The organism is Nitrospirillum pindoramense (genome assembly GCF_007827955.1).
Taxonomy (GTDB): domain Bacteria; phylum Pseudomonadota; class Alphaproteobacteria; order Azospirillales; family Azospirillaceae; genus Nitrospirillum; species Nitrospirillum amazonense_B.
On sequence record NZ_VITR01000005.1, the window covers coordinates 167,807 to 186,289 of the forward strand.

The 18,483-nt window shown below is 66.6% G+C and carries 14 protein-coding genes; 4 read left to right on the forward strand and 10 right to left on the reverse strand.

Annotated elements, in window-relative coordinates:
- Positions 1–21 precede the first annotated feature (21 nt).
- Together hpnJ and hpnI are read right to left on the reverse strand one after the other, a co-directional pair.
- A complete protein-coding gene (hpnJ, locus tag FBZ90_RS09865; RefSeq protein ID WP_211101972.1) occupies positions 22–1,449 on the reverse strand; it encodes a hopanoid biosynthesis associated radical SAM protein HpnJ in 1,428 nt (475 codons plus the stop codon).
- The gene (gene hpnI, locus FBZ90_RS09870; protein WP_145731564.1) at positions 1,446–2,645 is read right to left on the reverse strand and encodes a bacteriohopanetetrol glucosamine biosynthesis glycosyltransferase HpnI; all 1,200 of its coding nucleotides are present in this window, start codon (positions 2,643–2,645) and stop codon (positions 1,446–1,448) included. Before hpnI ends, hpnJ begins: the two co-directional genes overlap by 4 nt.
- A 411-nt stretch (positions 2,646–3,056) precedes the next feature.
- Here hpnI and FBZ90_RS09875 point away from each other — a divergent pair, with 411 nt between their 5' ends.
- A complete protein-coding gene (locus tag FBZ90_RS09875) occupies positions 3,057–3,812 on the forward strand; it encodes an MlaA family lipoprotein (protein ID WP_186455705.1) in 756 nt (251 codons plus the stop codon).
- 31 nt (positions 3,813–3,843) lie between these two features.
- Here FBZ90_RS09875 and FBZ90_RS09880 read toward each other — a convergent pair whose 3' ends face one another.
- The 5 genes from FBZ90_RS09880 to FBZ90_RS09900 form a co-directional block, all read right to left on the reverse strand.
- On the reverse strand, positions 3,844–4,998 hold the full coding sequence (locus FBZ90_RS09880; RefSeq protein ID WP_211101973.1) for a glycoside hydrolase family 5 protein: 1,155 nt from the start codon (positions 4,996–4,998) through the stop codon (positions 3,844–3,846).
- A gap of 290 nt (positions 4,999–5,288) precedes the next feature.
- On the reverse strand, positions 5,289–5,984 hold the full coding sequence (locus FBZ90_RS09885) for an ABC transporter substrate-binding protein (RefSeq protein WP_145731571.1): 696 nt from the start codon (positions 5,982–5,984) through the stop codon (positions 5,289–5,291).
- A complete protein-coding gene (gene dxs / locus FBZ90_RS09890; protein WP_145731573.1) occupies positions 5,981–7,891 on the reverse strand; it encodes a 1-deoxy-D-xylulose-5-phosphate synthase in 1,911 nt (636 codons plus the stop codon). Before dxs ends, FBZ90_RS09885 begins: the two co-directional genes overlap by 4 nt.
- Positions 7,892–7,969: 78 nt before the next feature.
- Positions 7,970–8,911: a polyprenyl synthetase family protein gene (locus tag FBZ90_RS09895; RefSeq protein WP_211101974.1), complete on the reverse strand. Its 942-nt coding sequence runs from the start codon at positions 8,909–8,911 to the stop codon at positions 7,970–7,972.
- 156 nt (positions 8,912–9,067) lie between these two features.
- Positions 9,068–9,340 (reverse strand): hypothetical protein, encoded by a 273-nt coding sequence (locus FBZ90_RS09900; protein ID WP_145731575.1) that lies wholly within the window; start codon positions 9,338–9,340, stop codon positions 9,068–9,070.
- Between the two features lie 343 nt (positions 9,341–9,683).
- Here FBZ90_RS09900 and FBZ90_RS09905 point away from each other — a divergent pair, with 343 nt between their 5' ends.
- A complete protein-coding gene (locus tag FBZ90_RS09905) occupies positions 9,684–10,430 on the forward strand; it encodes a response regulator transcription factor (protein WP_145731577.1) in 747 nt (248 codons plus the stop codon).
- 127 nt (positions 10,431–10,557) lie between these two features.
- Entirely contained in the window at positions 10,558–12,627 is a 2,070-nt protein-coding gene (locus FBZ90_RS09910) for a sensor histidine kinase (RefSeq protein ID WP_186455706.1), read from the forward strand.
- Between the two features lie 29 nt (positions 12,628–12,656).
- Here FBZ90_RS09910 and FBZ90_RS09915 read toward each other — a convergent pair whose 3' ends face one another.
- The 3 genes from FBZ90_RS09915 to FBZ90_RS09925 form a co-directional block, all read right to left on the reverse strand.
- A complete protein-coding gene (locus FBZ90_RS09915; protein WP_145731580.1) occupies positions 12,657–12,989 on the reverse strand; it encodes an EthD family reductase in 333 nt (110 codons plus the stop codon).
- A gap of 126 nt (positions 12,990–13,115) precedes the next feature.
- On the reverse strand, positions 13,116–15,296 hold the full coding sequence (locus FBZ90_RS09920) for a putative bifunctional diguanylate cyclase/phosphodiesterase (protein WP_145731582.1): 2,181 nt from the start codon (positions 15,294–15,296) through the stop codon (positions 13,116–13,118).
- 80 nt (positions 15,297–15,376) lie between these two features.
- Entirely contained in the window at positions 15,377–17,206 is a 1,830-nt protein-coding gene (locus tag FBZ90_RS09925; protein ID WP_246130256.1) for a GGDEF domain-containing protein, read from the reverse strand.
- 339 nt (positions 17,207–17,545) lie between these two features.
- On the opposite strand from FBZ90_RS09925, the gene FBZ90_RS09930 reads away from it, so the two are divergent.
- Positions 17,546–18,328, forward strand: coding sequence for a 3-hydroxybutyrate dehydrogenase (locus FBZ90_RS09930; protein ID WP_145731584.1), 783 nt, complete (start codon positions 17,546–17,548; stop codon positions 18,326–18,328).
- Positions 18,329–18,483 lie beyond the last annotated feature (155 nt).

Consider the following 18,483-nt stretch of genomic DNA (forward strand, 5'->3'; position numbering starts at 1 on the left):
TTCCGAACCCTGAGGCCGGCGTTAGGCGGCGTTGCGGCGTTCGCGCAGGAACTGCCAGAACTCCACGCCCTCGCGCAGGCGGCGCTTCATCATGTCACGGTCACGGACCATCTCACCGACGATGGAGGCGATCTTGCCGCTGCGGAAATAGAACTTCTTGTAGAAGGTCTCGACCGAGCCGAAGATCTCCGAGTGGCTCAGGTGGTCGTAATGCAGCGGGGCGATCTGCACGCCGTGCTCATCCACCAGCTCGGCGTTCGCGTCGTCCAGCCAGCCGTTCTCGATGGCCTGCTGGTACAGGAAGGTGCCGGGGTACGGGGCGGCCAGCGACACCTGGATGGTGTGCGGGTTGATCTTCGCCGCCCACTTGATGGTTTCCTGGATGGTTTCCTTGGTCTCGCCCGGCAGGCCCAGGATGAAGGTGCCGTGGATCTGAATCCCCAGCTCATGGCAGTCCTTGGTGAACTTCTCAGCCACCTCGACGCGCATACCCTTCTTGATGTTGTGCAGGATCTGCTGGTTGCCGGACTCGTAACCGACCAGCAGCAGGCGCAGGCCGTTGTCGCGCAGCACCTTCAGGGTTTCGCGCGGAACGTTGGCCTTGGCGTTGCACGACCAGGTGATGCCCAGCTTGCCCAGTTCCTTGGCGATGGCCTCGGCGCGCGGCAGGTTGTCGGTGAAGGTGTCGTCGTCGAAGAAGAATTCCTTCACCTGCGGGAAGTTCTTCTGCGCCCACGCCATCTCCTCCACCACGTGGCCGACACTGCGGGTGCGGTAGCGATGGCCGCCCACGGTCTGGGGCCACAGGCAGAAGGTGCAGCGCGACTTGCAGCCGCGGCCGGTGTAGATGCTGAGGTAAGGCGCCTTCAGGTAACCGATGAAGTACTTCTCGATTTCCAGGTCGCGCTTATAGACCGGGGTCACCCAAGGCAGGCTGTCCATGTTCTCGAGGATCTCGCGGTCCTCATTATGGACGATCACGCCCTCGGAATTGCGGAAGGACAGGCCTTTGATGTCCGACCACTTCTTGCCGTCGGCCACGTCCTTGATGGTGAAGTCGAATTCGTTGCGGGCGACGAAGTCGACCACCGGGGCCTGGGCCAGGCTCTTGTCCGCCTCGACCGCCACCTTGGCGCCGATCAGGCCGGCCTTCAGGTTGGGGTTGACGGCCTTCAGCGCCTCGATCGTCGCCACGTCGGACTTGAACGACGGGGTGGAGGTGTGCAGCACCACCATGTCGAAGTCTTTGATCTGGGCCGTGATTTCGGACAGCTTGGTCTTATGCGGCGGGGCGTCGATCAGCTTGCTGTTCTCGATCAGGGCCGCCGGCTGGGCCAGCCACGTCGGATACCAGAAAGACTTGATTTCGCGGCGCGCCTGGTAGCGCGAGCCGGCGCCGCCGTCAAAACCGTCGAAGGAAGGCGCCTGGAGAAATAGCGTCCGCATCATGACCCACCATTTTCGCCGACCGGCACCATTGTGCCGTCGGATTTGACCGAAAAGCGCTGTCCGCGCCAACTCACATGTCGAATGCCAAAGCTGGCAACGAACACCAAAAATGACAAGACGTCTCTGATCAATCCAGGCCATCGCGGCCGGGACCGTGTGATCCGTGCATCAATGGCCACCAGAAGCACGAGACGGGCGGCGACCGCAAGCCCCAGCAGCAGCAGGGACCACGCATGCCAGCCCGCGAAAATTGCGCCGAGGATCGCCAGCGGGACCGGATGGGTGACCACCGACCCGGCATAGCCGCCGGGGTCCAGGCCGCGGATGGTCCGCGCCCAGCGCAACTCATGGTTCAGGACGGCGACCAAGCTGGACTCGGGCGCCAGATGGCCGACAACGAGTGGCGGGACCGCCACCGTCAGCCCCAAGGCGCGCACCGCCATGCCCATGGCGTGGTCGTCCGCCAGGATGTCGCGGAAGGCCATGAAGCCGCCGATGCGGTCCAGCGTCTCCGCCGTCAGGGCGATGGTGGAGCCGAAACAGGGCTTCGCCATTCCCAGGCGCAGCCCCACCAGGACATTGGGCAGGAAGTGATGGTCCACCGCCCGGGCCGCCTGGTCCTGCCAGAAGGAGGCCGGGTCCACGGGCTCCCCCCGGTAGAGGCAGGTGACCAAGCCGACGCCCGGGCGCGACAGGGCGCCCACCACCTGGGCCAGATAATCGGGCGCCACGGCGATGTCGCTGTCGGCCAGCACCAGCACATCATGCCGGGCGATGGTCATCATGTTGATGACGTTGGAAATCTTGGCGTTGGCCCCGTGGCGGGCGCCGTCCACCACCAGGTCGATGCGCACGCCGCCGCCAGCCACGTCAAGCTCCCGCGCGACGGCGTTGACGATGGCGATGGCCGCATCGTCGACGGCCTGGACGCCACACACCACCTGCACCGGGCCGCCATAATCCTGGGTCGCCAACTGGCGCAGGCGATCGGCGAGCCCCGGTTCCGCACCATGCAGGGGCTTCAGCACCGTCACCGCCGGCGCGGGCCCGCCTGTCGCCCCCGCCCCGCCCCGTGCCGGCGCGAAGAAGCGCCGGGCGCTGTCCGCCGCCGCCAGGGTATAGAGCGTGCCCGTGGCGGACAGCGCCCCAAACCCCCAGCCCAGGGCGTCGGTCAACAGGGTGATCGAGAACGGCATGCCGTGCGGGACTCTCAAATAGAAACCGCCCGGCGAGCGGGCGCGATACTGTGATTCAGAGGATGGTCTTAACGTAAGCGCGGCGCACATGCCAGCGAAGGTCACCGTGACGCCGTCACCGAGACAATGCGATACACCGAAGACAAAAGCACGTCCTGTGACGGCCGACATAGCTCCGCGTGCCACGCGCGTTAATGCCTTTGGGCGTCACCTGTCGACCGGCATATTGCGTTGCACGCTCCGATATTACACTTCGGGAGTGCATTTCCAATTGTGGTGGTCGACACCATCCTTTGTTATCCAAAGTGTCGCATCCCCAGCGTCGCGCCCCGCCCCGTTTCCCTTGGGCGCGCGACCATGATCCCGAAGCAGCGTGGCCCGACAGGCATCCCGCAGGAAAGTATGGCGAGCATGATCAGACAGTCCCGCGCGGCCCTGGCCGCCTGCCTCCTGATGGGTTTTATGCTGGCTGGCTGCGCCGCGCCCCCCAACGGGGGCCGCGACGAACTGGGCGTGGTTGAGCCCTGGGACCCGCTGGAAAACGTCAACCGCGTCACCTTCGACGCCAATATGTGGCTGAACGACAACGCCATCGGCCCCGCCTCCCACGCCTACCGCGACGTGGTGCCCGAGTATGTGCAGGTGCGCCTGCGCCAGGGTATCGCCAACCTGGGCGAACCGCTGATCTTCGGCAACGATTTGGCCCAGGCGCGGGTGAAGTCGGCCTTCACCACCTTCTGGCGCTTCGTCTTCAACAGCACCATCGGCCTGGCCGGCATGTACGACGTCGCCACCGACATGGGGCTGACGCGTCAGACGGGTGATTTCGGCCAGACGCTGTACGCCTGGGGCGTGCGCCAGAGCCCCTATTTCGTCCTGCCCCTATTCGGGCCGTCCACCGTGCGCGATGGCGTGGGCATGGGCGTGGAACTGTGGGCGGACCCCATGGGCCGGGTGTTCGACAAGGCGAACGGCGGCGACGCGAATTACGCCATCGGCGCGGTCGGCGGCCTGGACAAGGCCCGCAACCTGGACACCCTGGATGAGTTGCGCAAGGGCACCATCGACTTCTACGCGCTGCTGCGCAGCGTATGGCTGCAGAATCGGCAGGCCGCGCTGGACGAGGCCATCGGCGTCCAGTCCAGCAACATGCCGGCGATTCCCTGAGGCCTTGCGGGCGGACAGGACCGGGGGCGCCTCACGCGGGTGTCGCGTCTAGGGCCCCATCCTCGCGCAGGATTTCCAGGAAGGCCCGGTCCAACTGGTGGCCGCGATAGTTTTCGTAGCGCACATCCTGCCGCTGGCTGTCCAGCACGCCGAAATCACCCCGGAAGTTCCACAGGCACCAGCCCCAGCCCACCTGGCGCCACGCGGCCAGGCAATCGCGCGCCCAGGCCAGCACCACCGGATGTGGGGTGTGGCGGTAGGCGCCCCACTCGCCGACAACAACGCCCACGCCCCCAGCCGCCAATTCCTGCCAGGGCTGGATGCAGATGCGCCGGAAGCTGGCCGGGTCCGTCACCTGGTCCGGCCCCCCGGTGGGCGCGGGCGGCATGGGCCATGTGGGCGCGTCCCAGCTGTCGGAACCCTTCACCCAACCAGCCTTGTAATGGCTGAGATGGAAGGGCTCGTACCCTCGCGTTCCTTGGGCCAGGCCCAGGGGCTTCAGTTCGGGCACGGGTCGGCGCCCGAACTGGGTGCCATCGGCGATGATGATGCGGTCGCGGTCGGCGGCGCGGATGGCGGCAACAGCCCCCGATACGGCCCGCACGTAAGACTCGCCACTGACGTTCGGCGGCTCATTGATCAGGTTGAAGGACAGGATGCGGGAATCGATGTCGCGGTATCGTTCGGCCAGCATGCCCCATTGCCGCGCGAACCGCAGCCGGACCACGTCATTCTCCGGCCCCGGCGCCCACAGGTCGCCACCCTCCGCCGGCGGATTGACGCAGTAGCCAGGCGCCCGGTGCAGGCAGAGGGTCACATGGATATTGCGGTGCCGGGCCCAGTTGATGGCCTCGTCTATATGGCGCAAGGGCCGCTCGCGGAAGGTGCCGTCGGGTCGCGTCCAGATGCGATAGTCCAGCGGCAGGCGCACGAAGTTGAATCCCCATTCCGCGATCAGGTCGAAGTCCGCCTGCCGGAAGGGCTGATCGTGGGCCTGGGTATATTTTTCCAACAGGTTGAAGCCACGCCAGCGGGGTAGACGATCCGGCGTGGCCGGAAGCCAGTGCCCCTGCGAACAGGCGGTGAAGGCCGATATGGCGGCCAGCCCCCCGACGCCCAGGGCGACATCGCCCAGCCGTGCCAGCAGGCGCCGGCGCTCCGGATCTTCGACATAGTCGATCAGCACGCCCCCTCCCCCCTTGTCACGGTCACAGGCATGGCTTCCGTGCCTTGGGCCCAGCACGCGGATCACCGAACGCATATCACTGAATAAGTGGAAACCCCCGTCACCACCGCAGGTCCGTGGCCGCCCCCTTGCCCGCTTTGTTCATCTTGAGTGCCTTAGGGAGGGCGTCATCGTCAACATCAGATATTACAAATGTAGGCGCTGGATCGTAAGAAAAAGGCCCGCCCCCGGAACGGGGACGGGCCTTGATTTTGGTGCCTGGTTTTGGCGGAAACAGAGACCGACGAAACTCAGGCGCCGGCCAGCAGCTTGTCCGCCTGCTGCTGCAATCCCTGGATCAGCGCGTCGGCGCCCCCCTGCTGCACGGCGGCGGAAAACTCCGACCGCCGCGTCGCCAGCTGACTGATGGTGCCATTGAGGTAAACGTCGACGATACGGGCCTGATCGCCCTGGCCACGCATCAGATAGTTCAGCGCCACCGGCGGCTGGCCGGCGGGCGTCAGCTTCGTTTCGACGATCTTGTCGGCGCCCCGCGCCTTGGACGTGGGATCGACGTCGAAGACCTCGCCATTGAAGCCGTCGAACTGGTTGGCATAGGTCGCCACGGTCACCTTGGTGAAGGCGTCGATGGCACCCTGCTGCTGCTCGGGCGTGAACTTCTCCCACGCCGGGCCGACGGCGAGGCGGGTCATGGTCGCCAGGTCGAAGGTGGACTTGATCACTGGGTCCAGCTTCTCGGCCCGGCCTTTGACGCCCAATTGCTTGGCCTGCTTCATGCCGCTCAGCAGGGCATCGTAGAAGCCCTTGACCTTGGCTACCGCCGGGTCGGCGGCTTCCGCGGTAGCAGCCGGCTGCTGCGCGACCGCCGGCACGGCGCCACCCGCCAGGGCGACGGCCAGGAAAGCGGCCGCCACGGCCTTGCCCCCGAAGGCGCGTGCCCTGAAGGCGTGACTGGTGAAAGCGTTACCGGTGATCTTGGTCGTCATGCCGTCCTCACCTGCGCGTTGGCCCCCAGCGCCTTGATGACGGTATCGACGATGCCGTTGGCGTTGAGGCCGGCCTCGTCATACTGCTTGGCCGGGTTGTCGTGTTCCTGATAGTGGTCGGGCAGCACCATGGGGCGGAACTTCAGGCCGGTGTCGAACAGCCCCTCCTCCGCCAGGAACTGCATGACCTGGGCGCCGAAGCCGCCCACCGAGCCTTCTTCGATGGTCACCAGCACATCGTGCTCAACCGCCAGGCGACGCACCAGTTCCTTGTCGATCGGCTTGGCGAAGCGCGCGTCCGCCACCGTCGTCGACAGGCCCCGCACCGCCAGGTCCTCGGCGGCCTTCAAGGCCTCGCCCAGGCGGGTGCCCAGGCTGAGGATAGCCACCGTGTTGCCCTCACGCACGATGCGGCCCTTGCCGATGGGCAGAATCTCGCCCTTCTCCGGCATCTCCACGCCCACGCCCTCGCCGCGCGGATAGCGCAGCGCGATGGGGCCGGCGTCGTAGGCCACGCTGGTCGCCACCATGTGCACCAGCTCCGCCTCATCCGCCGCCGCCATCACCACCATGTTGGGCAGGCAGCACAGATAGGCCAGGTCGAACGCGCCGGCGTGCGTGGCGCCGTCCGCCCCCACCAGGCCCGCCCGGTCCATGGCGAAGCGCACGGGCAGGTTCTGGATCGACACGTCGTGCACCAGCTGGTCATAGCCGCGCTGCAGGAAGGTCGAGTAGATGGCCACGAAGGGCTTGTAGCCCTCCGTCGCCATGCCGGCGGCGAAGGTCACCGCGTGCTGCTCGGCGATGCCCACGTCGAAGGTGCGCGTGGGGAAGGCCTGGCCGAACAGGTCCAGGCCCGTGCCCGACGGCATGGCCGCCGTGATCGCCACCACCTTGTCGTCGGCCTTGGCCTCCTTCATCAGGGCTTCGGCGAAGACACGGGTGTAGGTCGGCGCGTTCGCCTTGGCCTTGGCCTGGGCGCCCGTCACCACGTCGAACCGCCCCACCGCGTGCAGCTTGTCCGCCGACGCCTCGGCCGGCGCGTAGCCCTTGCCCTTCTGCGTCACCGCGTGGATCAGCACCGGGCGGCCGTTCGGCTCATCCCGGATGTTCTCCAGGATGGGCACCAGCTGGTCCAGGTCATGACCGTCGATGGGCCCGACGTAATAGAAGCCCAGCTCCTCGAACAGCGTCCCGCCCATGACCATGCCCCGGGCGTATTCCTCCACCCGGCGCGCCGCGTTCTGCAGCGGACGGGGCAGGTGTTCCGCCACCTGGCGGCCGATGTTGCGCAGGTGGCGGTACTGGCTGCTGCTGACCAGCTTGGCTAGGTAGCCCGACACGGCCCCCACCGGCGGCGCGATCGACATGTCGTTGTCGTTCAGGATCACCACCAGGCGCGAGCCCAGGGCGCCGGCGTTGTTCATCGCCTCATAGGCCATGCCGGCGGAGATCGACCCGTCGCCGATCACGGCGATGACGTGATTGTTCCCCCCCGCCAGGTCGCGCGCCACCGCCATGCCCAGGCCGGCGGAGATGGAGGTGGAGCTGTGCGCCGCCCCGAACGGGTCGTACTCGCTCTCCGACCGACGGGTGAAGCCAGACAGCCCCCCGCCCTGCCGCAGCGTGCGGATGCGGTCGCGCCGGCCCGTCAGGATCTTGTGCGGATAGGCCTGGTGACCCACGTCCCAGATGATGCGGTCCGCCGGCGTGTCGAACACATAGTGCAGCGCCACCGTCAGTTCCACCACACCCAGGCCGGCGCCCAGGTGACCACCCGTCACCGACACCGCGTCGATGGTCTCGGAGCGCAGTTCGTCCGCAACCTGGCGCAGCTGCTCTGGACGCAGCGCGCGCAAACGGTCAGGCGTCGGACACTGGTCCAACAACGGGGTCTTCGTCGCCATTCATCGGCTCCCAAATAATTCTTACCGGCCTCTGACGGGCCGGTGCCAGAAAAACACTTTTGCACACATCGTGATAAATCACGACTCCCGGTCGATAAGCATGAAGGGCAGGCCGCGCAACGAATCTGCCGCCGGACCGAAACCATCCAGCCGGGCGGCCGCCTGCTCCGCCAGCTCCACCACCTTGGCGCGGGCGGCGTCCAAACCCAGCAGGGAAATCAGGGTCGCCTTGCCCTGGGCCTCATCCTTGCCGACGGTCTTGCCCGCCTTGCCGCTATCACCGATGGCGTCAATAAGATCGTCAGAAATCTGGAACACAAGGCCGAAATCCGCGGCGTAGTCGCGCAGCAGGGCCCGCTCGGCCTCGCTGGCGCCCCCCAGGATCGGGCCGGCCTCGCAGCAGAACTCGAACAGGGCGCCGGTCTTGAGCTTCTGCAGCGTCAGGATTTCGTCGTACCCGAAATCGGAATTGGGCGCTTCCATGTCCATCATCTGCCCGCCGATCATGCCCAGCGTGCCGCCAGCCTGGGCCAGCTTGGCGATCAGGGCGCAGCGGACGGCCGGATCGGCATGGGCCGCCGGCTGGGCCAACACCTCGAACGCCAGGGTCAGCAACGCGTCGCCGGCCAGCAGGGCCGTCGCCTCATCGAACTGGACATGGGTGGTGGGCTTGCCCCGACGCAGCGTGTCGTCATCCATGCAGGGCAGGTCGTCGTGCACCAAGCTGTAGGTGTGCACCATTTCCACCGCCGCGGCGGCCTGCAGCCAATTGTCCTCGGACACGCCGAACAGTGCCGAGGACGACTTCACCAGGAAGGGGCGCAAGCGCTTGCCGCCGGCGAACACCGCGTAACGGGCGGCCTCCTGCACGCGGCCGATGTACTGGGCGGGGACGGGCAACAGCGCCTCCATGCGCTGTTCGGTCTGGCGCGACGCCAGGCCCATGGCCTCCAGCAATTCACGACCCGAGGGGTAACGGCCCGAGGAAGAGGGTGCGGCGGAAGAAACAAGGCCGGTCACTTGAAGAAACCTCGAAGATGATGACGCGTCGTTTAAGCTGGGCACACTCTGCCAGCCATCGCCCAGTGTCAATTACTGGCGACCGCAGGGCGCCGTTGCGCCGCACGTATCAAGAGGTTCGGCAGAAATGGGCACGCGAAGGGCGATTCCGGGAAATTAATCGATCCGACCTGCGTTCGCGGTGTCCGCCGACACAGACGAAACCGCCGGAGACTCGACCACCGCGTCGGGAAGCGGATCGGGGGCGGCGGCTTGGCCCGGCCAGCGCTCAGGCCAAGGGCCGGGCAGCAATGCCGCCACGCTGTCGGCCTCCAGCATGCCGCCCCGCCGAATCCAAAGATCACGCTCAGGCCCGGATGGAATGCTGACGGCGACGCGATAGCATTGTTCCGCAGCGCGCAGCAGCGTCCATTGCTTCCTCTGGCCCATCAATGACACCCCGGCGGCCCAGCCTTCCCCGCAGCGTGTGCTGGGGGGCCGGGCTGGCTTTCATCCTATGGCGGTCCCGCGGACCAACCATGCTTTCGATAAGCGGCTGAGGGTAAACAACCATGCCGGCGGTGGCAATGGGCTTAATCCACCTGGGGATGAAATCACCGGCATGGGGCTGGGAACCGTAAAAATCGGAACCCCACGCACCGTATTGCTATAAAATTAACAGAAATTTAGAGTGCGGACTCACAAACATGCCGATGCCGCGCCCATAAGAGGGACGATCAAAGAACTTTGACACAGAACCATCGCTAAAACCTTTCAATAGAAAAGATTTTCTATGGCAGACCTGGATGCATACCCTGACACCACGGCCCCGCGCGTGGTTCTGGTGGAGGATGATGTCGACCTTCGGGAATTACTCGCCCACTGCTTGAGCAGCCAAGGCCTGACGGTGGCGACGGCGGGTTCCGGCCTGGAGCTGTACCAGCAGATCGCCAAGGAGCCGGCGGACATCGTGATCCTGGACATCGGCCTGCCCGACCAGGACGGTTACACCATCGCCAGCTTCCTGCGCGCCAACACCAACATGGGGCTGATCATCCTGACGGCCCGATCACGGGTCGATGACCGGCTGAAGGGCTTTACCAGCGGCGCCGACCTTTATTTCGTGAAGCCCGTGGACTGCCGGGAACTGGCTATCGCCACCATCAACCTGGCGCGCCGCCTCGCCACCAGCCCCGAGGCCGGAGAGGCGCAGACCCTGCAGCCAACTTCCTCCAGCGAACCCTGGATTTTGGACAGTTCACGCTGGTCCATTCACTCCCCCCGCGGCCTGCCCGTCCGCCTGACCGCCAAGGAGTTCGACCTGGTGGTGGCCCTGACGCAGGAACCGGGGCGGGCGGTCGACCGCACCGAGCTGTTGGAAAAGCTGGACTACGCCAACACGGTGCAGGGCAGTCGCGGCTTGGATGCACTGGTCAGCCGCCTGCGCCGAAAAATCGAGGCCGCGGTGGGTGAGGCCTTCCCTATCCAGACCGTCCATGCGAAGGGTTACCTGTTTTCGGCCCCCATCAAGCAGCTTTAGCCCCCCAATCATGACGGCCACCGCCCAGCCCCCGGTATTCTCAGCCCGGGCATGGCCAGCCTGGGCAGCCCCCCCCTGGCGGTGGCTCTGCGGTCGGCGCGCCCAGGTCGCCGTATATCAGGTCGCCGTGCTTCTGCTCCGACTGGCGCTGTTGGGAGTTCTGCCCTGGACGCCGTTCTCGCCGGCCCTGGCCCAGCCGGCGACGGCGGGGGGATGGACGCAGCCGCCCATGCACTTGCATCCGGACACGCGGGCGGTGCCCATCGGCGGCCATCTTGAATACCTCGTGGATCCTGATGGAACGCTGACCCTGGCCGACGTGGTGTCCGGGGAGGCCAGCCATCGGTTCCAGCCGCTGCGCGGCAATCTCAACCGTGGCTTCACCCTGACCGACACCTGGGTCCGCATGCGGGTCACGCGGCAGGAAGGCGCGGACGACACATGGTACCTGGAGCTGCAACCCAGCTTCCTGGACAAGGTCGAGAGCTATGTCGCCCTGACGCCCGCCGACGCCGGGCCGCCGCCGGTGGCGGCCTATGACAGGACGGTGCAGGGCGACAGCGAGCCCACGGCCAACCGCATGGTGCGGTTCCGCAGCTTCACCCAGCCCCTGGCGTTCGACGGCGCCGGCCAGGCCTGGATTTACGTCCATATCCACACCACCAGCGCCACCATCCTGAGCGGTCAGGTCTATCGCCTGATCCCGCTGATGAATCACATCAGCCTGCAGTCCATCTGGCTGGGCTTCGTGCTGGGCATGGCGCTTGCGGTGCTGATCTCCAACCTCATCCACAGCTACTGGCTGCTGGAGCGCATCTATTTCATCTATGCGCTCTATGTGGTCACGCTGATCGGCTTGGGGCTGGGGTCCATGGGGGCGCTGGCCCAACTGCTGCCGGGCCCGGCGCCGGAACTGGCCAACCTGATCACCGGCACCAGCGTCTGCGGCGGCATCCTGATCGGCGCCATCCTGACGGAAGAGTTCCTGAACCTGCGGCGCACACTGCCGCTGGTCAGCCTGCTGAACCGCATCCCCATCGTCCTGGGCGGCCTGGGCGTCATCGCCACCCTCGCCGGCCATTACACCATCGCCGGCGCCACGTTGGCGACGGTGACCTCCGCCTACATGCTGATCTATATCGGCAGCGGTATCCTGCTGGCCCGCCGCGGGCACCCGGGGGCGCTGATGTACAGCCTCGCCTTCGGCTCCGCCTGCATGGCCGCGCTGATGGGCTTCCTGCGCACCCTGGGCGTGATCCCCGAAATCAGCGTGACCGAGGCGGTGGCGCAAAGCGCCTCGCTGGTTCACATGATCCTGATGAACGTCGCCATCGCATCCCGCGTGCGCCTGTCCGAAAAGGAACGAAAGGAAGCCCAGGCCGCCGCCCTGTCCGCCTCCGTTCATGCCGAACAGCGGGCACTGGACATGGTGGCGCTGCGCACCCGCGAGCTGTCGGCGGCCAAGGAAAGCCTGGAACAGGCCTTGGCCGCGGAACGCCAGGCCGTGCGGGAGCAAATCCAGTTCATCGACATGGTGTCGCACGAATACCGGACGCCGGTGTCTATCATCCGCACCGGCATCGACATCCTGCAGATCAAGGGTGCCGACGGCCTGGCGGATGGGCCGAAGGGCCATGACCTGTTGAAACGCATGGCTCGCGCCGTGGACCGGCTGGTGGAAATCATCGAGGTGGGCCTGCGGCGCGAAACCGACCGTTCCCCCGGCCTGGATCTGGAAACCCGCCCCCTGCGCCTGGATGGGGTGGTGGCGGAGGCCATCAGGTCCCTGCGCGCCTCGCACCCCGACCAGGAGGTGCGGGTGGAGGGACGCGTCCCCGACAGGGTCTTGGGCGACCCGGCCTTGCTGAAGACCTCGATCCTGAACCTGCTGGAAAACGCCGCCAAGTACGGGCCGCCCGACCAGCCCATCCGCGTAGCGATGGAACAGACGGCGACACGCAGCACGGTACGCGTCATCGACGCCGGTGCCGGCGTGGTCCCGGCGGATCGGGAGCGTATTTTCGGCAAGTTCGTGCGGCTTTCCTCAGCGGAACGCATCCCCGGCATCGGCGTCGGCCTCTACCTGGTCCGCCGCATCGCGGAACTGCATGACGGCCGGGCCTACTACGACGACACCTGCACGGATGGATGCTGCCTGGTGCTGGAAATCGCCAATGCGCCGGGGGGCGGCCGCTGAGGATGGCGCGGGGAGGATGGCCGGGCGGGTCAGCCCCGGCCGGGCCCGGCCCCCACCACCACCTCGCTGACCTGGATGGTCGGCGACAGGGTGGTGTAATTGGCGATGTCAGCCACGATCTCCTCCGCCACCGGCCCGAACGCGGCCCAGAAGCTGTCGGCGGACTCGGCGAAGATGTGGCACATGGCGACATAGGCCGGCGGCTCGGTGGGCGGGGCGCCCGACAGCCCCTTGTCCACCGTGTAAAACAGGCAGGCGGCGCCCAGCTTTTCCTGGACCAGCGGCATGTGCCGGTCGCGGTAGTAATCGTGGTCGAAGCGGGCGCCGGGCTCGTTGGCGTACAGCACGCTGACTTTGATCATGGCGTCGTCCTGTTCAGGCTGTGAGGAACTGGTGCCGGCGAGCCCCAAGGACGGCCGGCGGCAGTCTTGTTGTACCCCCGGGCCGGCGCCTCCGCGTATTGTCCTATGGTTGTAGGGGATGCGGCGTCATCCCTTCAGGAAGTCGCGCTCCAGCAGGTCGACGGGCATGGGACGGGCGAAGAGGAAGCCCTGGACCTCGTCACAGCCCTGCTGGCCCAGCCAATGCCATTGCTCTTCCGTCTCAACACCTTCCGCCACGGTCTTGAGACCAAAGCTGCGCGACAGGTTCAGAACCGCCGTGGCGATGGCGGTTTCGGCGGGAATGTCGTTGACGAAGGATCGGTCCAGCTTCAGCGCGGTCACCGGCAGGCGCCGCAAATAGGCGAGGGAGGAATAGCCGGTGCCGAAATCGTCGACGCTGATCCCCACGCCCAGGCAGCGCAGCCGTTCCAGCAGCGCCTCGCTGTGGTCCAGGTCGCGCATCATGCTGGTCTCGGTGATCTCGATGTTCAGCAGTTCCGGCGGCAGGTTGGATTGGGCCAGGCAATCGGCCACCAGATCCACCAGGCCCGCCTCCTGCAGCTGACGGGCGGAGACGTTGACCGATACGGGAACGGAATGACCCATGGCCAGCCAGCGCGCCGCCTGCGCGCACGCGGTGCGCAGCACCCAGGCGCCGATGGGCACGATCAGCCCGGTTTCTTCCGCGAGCGGAATGAAATCCCCCGGCATGACCAGGCGGTCGGCCTTCTGCCAGCGCAGCAGCGCCTCCACCCCGCTGAGCTTGCGGGTCAGCGTCTCCAGCTTGGGCTGGTAATAGAGGACGAACTGGCTTTCCTCGATGGCACGGCGCAACGCGGTTTCGTTGTGCAGGCGGGCCACCGCCCTATCCATCATCTCGCGGGCGAAAAAGCGGTACCGCCCGCCCCCCGCCGCCTTCGCGGTGCACATGGCGACATCGGCGCCGCGCAGCAGCGGCTCCGGGTCGCGGCCATCGCCAGGGTAGAGCGCCACGCCGACGCTGGCGGTCAGCGATACGGAATGGCCATCGATGGCATAGGGGACCGCCAGGGTTTCCAGGATGCGCTCCGCCAGACGGGCCGCCATCTCCGGCTGGGCGATATCCTCGGCGACCACGGCGAACTCATCGGCGCCCAGGCGGGCCACGCTGTCGCCGGCGCGCAGAACGCTGGTCAGCCGGTCGCCGACCTCGCGCAGGACGCGGTCCCCCACGTCCAGGCCGTAGCTTTCGTTGACGGTCTTGAAGCGGTCCAGATCCAGGTGGAAGACGGCGACGTTATAGCCTGCGCGTTCCGCCTTGGGCAGGGAGCGGCCCAGTTCCTCGGTCAGCAGCACCCGGTTGGGCAGGCCGGTCAGCAAGTCGCGCGTGGCCATGCGCCGCTGCGCCTCCTGGCTGGAGGCCAAGCGGGCCAGCAACTCATTGGTGCGGGCGGCGATGTAGCCCAGCTCATCCCGCTCATGGCCCGACGGCAGGGGCATCGCCGTTTCCAGGGGCCGGTCGGGATCGATGCGGGCGATGGAGCGGCCCAGGCTGAACAGCGGTCGGGTAACATAGCGATGCAGCACGGCCACCAGCGCCAGGCCCAGCAACAGGTTGCGCAGCACGCCGCTGAGCAGGCCGGTGCCGGCCAGGATCAGCAGGTCACGGGCCAGCACCACCGGGTCCAGGTCCAGCCGCAGCTCGCCAATGATCTCGCCGTTGGGGCTGTTGGGCTGGCGCAGGGGCCGGCGGATGGTGGAGAGGTCGCCGAACACCAGGCGTGACAGCGGCCCCGTCAGCCAGCCGTCCTGCGCCGGCTTGCGCCGCACGCCGGCCAGGCGCTCATTGTCCTTGAGCAGGATCTCCACGCCCGACACGGCATGGAGCTTCAGGTTGTCCATGATGACCTGGTTGGCCAACTGGGAATCCAGGTTCCAGGCGGCGATGGCGGCGCTGCCCTCCACCTGGGCGGCGATGTCATCGACGATGGTGAGGACCTTCTCACGCTCCCGGCTGGCGGCCCAGCCGATCTCTACCGCCGAAAAGGCGAAACCGATCAGCAAGGCGGCGATTGCTCCGCGCACCCCCTCCTTGAAGGACAAGGAGGACCAGAACGACCAATGGAAGCGGGAGCCTGCGACGCGGGGGCCGCCGTCGATTCCCGGCATCCCGTCGGACGGCGAATCGTCATGGGCTTCGGTGCCGCTCGCCGCCGCACCGCCCATGCCCGCGCTGGACGCGCCGGAACCGGACGTGATCGGGCCGGCTGGATCACCAGCCGCCTGGTGGAAAGAGAACCTGGCCAAGGAGAATAGCGCCCCAAATCTCTTATGTTCAGGCCGACGCCCCCCGACCTTCCGGGACCGTCGACGGACGACGGCATCCGTCATCCCGCCACCAGGAACAGGTTGTCAGGCGCCGCCTTAGCCGCAGTCTTATGGACGGCGATCAGTTCCACAAGTGTTTCCAGCCCCGGCCGGGCCGCGCCGGCCAATAGCGGCACCATCACCGCGCTGACCCGCAACAGGGGATAGCGGCGCAGCCGCCCCTCGCGGTCCTTGGCTTCGAACCAGCCGCGTTCCCGCGTCTCGACGTCGTAAAGGCTTTCGGCGTCGGAACGGAAGCGGTTCAGGAAGGCCACCAGCCTTTCGCGCACCCGATCCGGGGTCAGACCGCTGCACGACAGGAAGAAGTCGTCCCCGCCGATATGGCCGGCAAAGCCGCCCAGGGCGGCGGCCTGGACCTTCAGCTGCTCACTGAACATCAGGATGGCCCGGTCCCCCTGGCGGAAGCCGAAATAATCGTTGAATGGCTTGAAGTTGTCGAAATCCAGATAGATCAGCACGTGGTCGCGCTCAGCATCCGCGACCAGCGTCTCCACCTGGGCGGTGATGGCGTTGTTGCCGGGCAGCCGGGTCAAAGGGTTCTGGTCCACCGCCGTGGCCAGGCGGTGCTCATGCAGCAGACGCACCAGCGACTGGCTGCTGAGGAAACCGACATATTCCCCGCCCTCCACGATAATGACGCCGTCGCTGTCCGCCGCCTCGGCGAACAGCTCGATCACGCGCTCCAAGGGGGTGCCGATGTCGCACACCGGACAGGGGATGACGAAGTCCTTCAGCGTGTTGCCGAAAGACCGGTTGCGCAGGATCTCGGTCCCATACCGGGAATAGACGAAGGGCTTGAGGTGGCGTTCGCGGATGAGGCCGCGCGGCACGCCGGCCCGGTCCACCACCGGCACCACCGGCGGCGCGGCCAGGTTGCCGAAATACTCCAGCAGCTTGGCCTTGGGCGCCTCAAGCGGCAGGGGGGCGATGCGCTCGATCAGCTCGAACAGGCGTTGCCGCGCCGGTGCCGGACGGCGCCGATCGTTGCGGCTCAGGGACTCGGCGATCTCGCTGGCTTCGGCCAGGGGGCCGGCGGCCGGCCGGCCCAGCAGGAAGCCCTGCACATGGTCACACCCCAGGTCGCGGCAGACGTAAAACTCACGCGAGGTTTCAACGCCCACGGCGATGGTGGCCAGGCCCAGGGCATGGGCACTGCCCACCAGTTGGCCCAGCAGCGCGCGCTTGGCCTGGTCACCATCCACGCCGCTGATGAAGGCGCGGTCTATCTTCACGTAGCTGGGGGGGCTGGCCAGCAGGCGCTGAAAGTCGGCCACACCCACGCCGAAACGGTCGAAGGCGATGTCGACCCGCCCCCGCCGGTCACCACCATCACGGCCGGCGCGGGTGGTGATCAGGCCGGCGCCCGTCGCCTCATACACCAGATGCAGCTGGTCGGCCTGCGGCGGCGGGGGAACCTGGCCCTGGGCCTGGGGATGGATGTTGAGGAACAGGCGGACGTCGGCCGTCCCGCCGGCGCCCAGGAACGCGGCCACGGCCAAGGCCTGGACATGCGCTTCCAACAGCGGCAGCACGCCGTCATCCACCGCCGCCTGGAACAGAGCCGCCACGCCGGAAAATCCCGCCGCCTCCACCCCGCGCAGCAGGGCCTCATGCCCATGGACGCGGCCCGTTCGCACCTGGACGATGGGCTGGAAAGCGAATCCCAGGTGCGCCACAACGTCGCGCCAGCGGGGGGGCAGCGTAGGGCTGCCTGCCGCCGGGCCCCCTGCTGGCGCGGGTGGGGTGACGGCAGGGGCCGCCACAGGCGCCGACGCCGGCTGTCCCTGTTTGCCCTGCCGGGGAATGCCGGCCTGACTCTCTTCAGGCATCAAGATCAAGGAGGGATCGGACCTTCAGGCCGCAATAAAGAGTGTGTCCATCAGTAATATCCGTAGACGGTGACAGTTATGTGATGACCGGGCAATCGTTCGTGCGCGTCAGCCCCCGGCTGGGCCCGGCGGCACGAGGTACCCGGCCGCCGCGGTTTGTCGATTCAGACGGCAATCGGCCTATGACAACGGTTTAGGCCATGGGCGGGGCTTTCGGCGGCGCACACATGGCCTTATATCAAAGGCGCCATCAGGGGTATGGGGCGGCCATCGCCACCGGCCGCGTGATGCCAACGGTAACGAGATTCACACGCACATCCTCAACATATAGGGGTAGTCATGCTGAAGGGTAAATCCGCCGTCGTCACCGGTTCCACCAGTGGGATCGGCCTGGGCATCGCCCGCGTCCTGGCCTCGAAAGGCGCCAACATCATGCTGAACGGCTTCGGCGACGCGGCGGAGATCGAAAAGATCCGCAGCGGCCTGGAAAGCGAGTTCGGCATCCGCGCCCTTTACAACGCGGCCGACATCTCCAAGCCGTCCGCCATCAAGGAAATGATCGACACCACGGTGGACTCCTTCGGGTCCATCGACATCCTGGTGAGCAACGCCGGCATCCAGTACACGGCGGCCATTGAGGATTTCCCCGAGGAAAAGTGGAACGCGATCATCGCCATCAATCTGTCGGGCGTGTTCTGGGGCATGCACTATGCCCTGCCCCACATGAAGAAGCAGGGCTGGGGCCGGCTGATCAACATCGCTTCCGCCCATGGCCTGGTGGCCAGCCCGTTCAAGTCGGCCTATGTCGCGGCCAAGCACGGCGTGGTCGGCCTGACCAAGGTGGCCGCCTTGGAAACGGCGGAGATCAACATCACCGCCAACGCCATCTGCCCCGGCTGGGTGCTGACCCCGCTGGTGGAAAAGCAGATCAAGGACATGGCGGCCAAAGACGGCATCAGCGAAAAGGACGCCGAGCTGAAGCTGCTGTCGGAAAAGCAGCCGTCCAAGAAGTTCACCACGCCGGAAGAGCTGGGCGAACTGGCCGCCTTCCTCTGCACCGACGCCGCCGCCCAGATGACGGGCGTGCCCCTGCCCATGGATGGCGGCTGGACGGCGCAGTAGTTTTCAGGATGCCCTGCGGGCGGAAGTTTGCTTTGCCCTTGCGGGCGGGCCCATCCGGGCCCTTGCCGTCCTCGCTTTCCAGTCCGCTACCGCTCCCCGGAAAGCTCCAGCGGACGCCGACGCGTCCTAGGAAAAGGGAAGAAGTTTAAAAACGA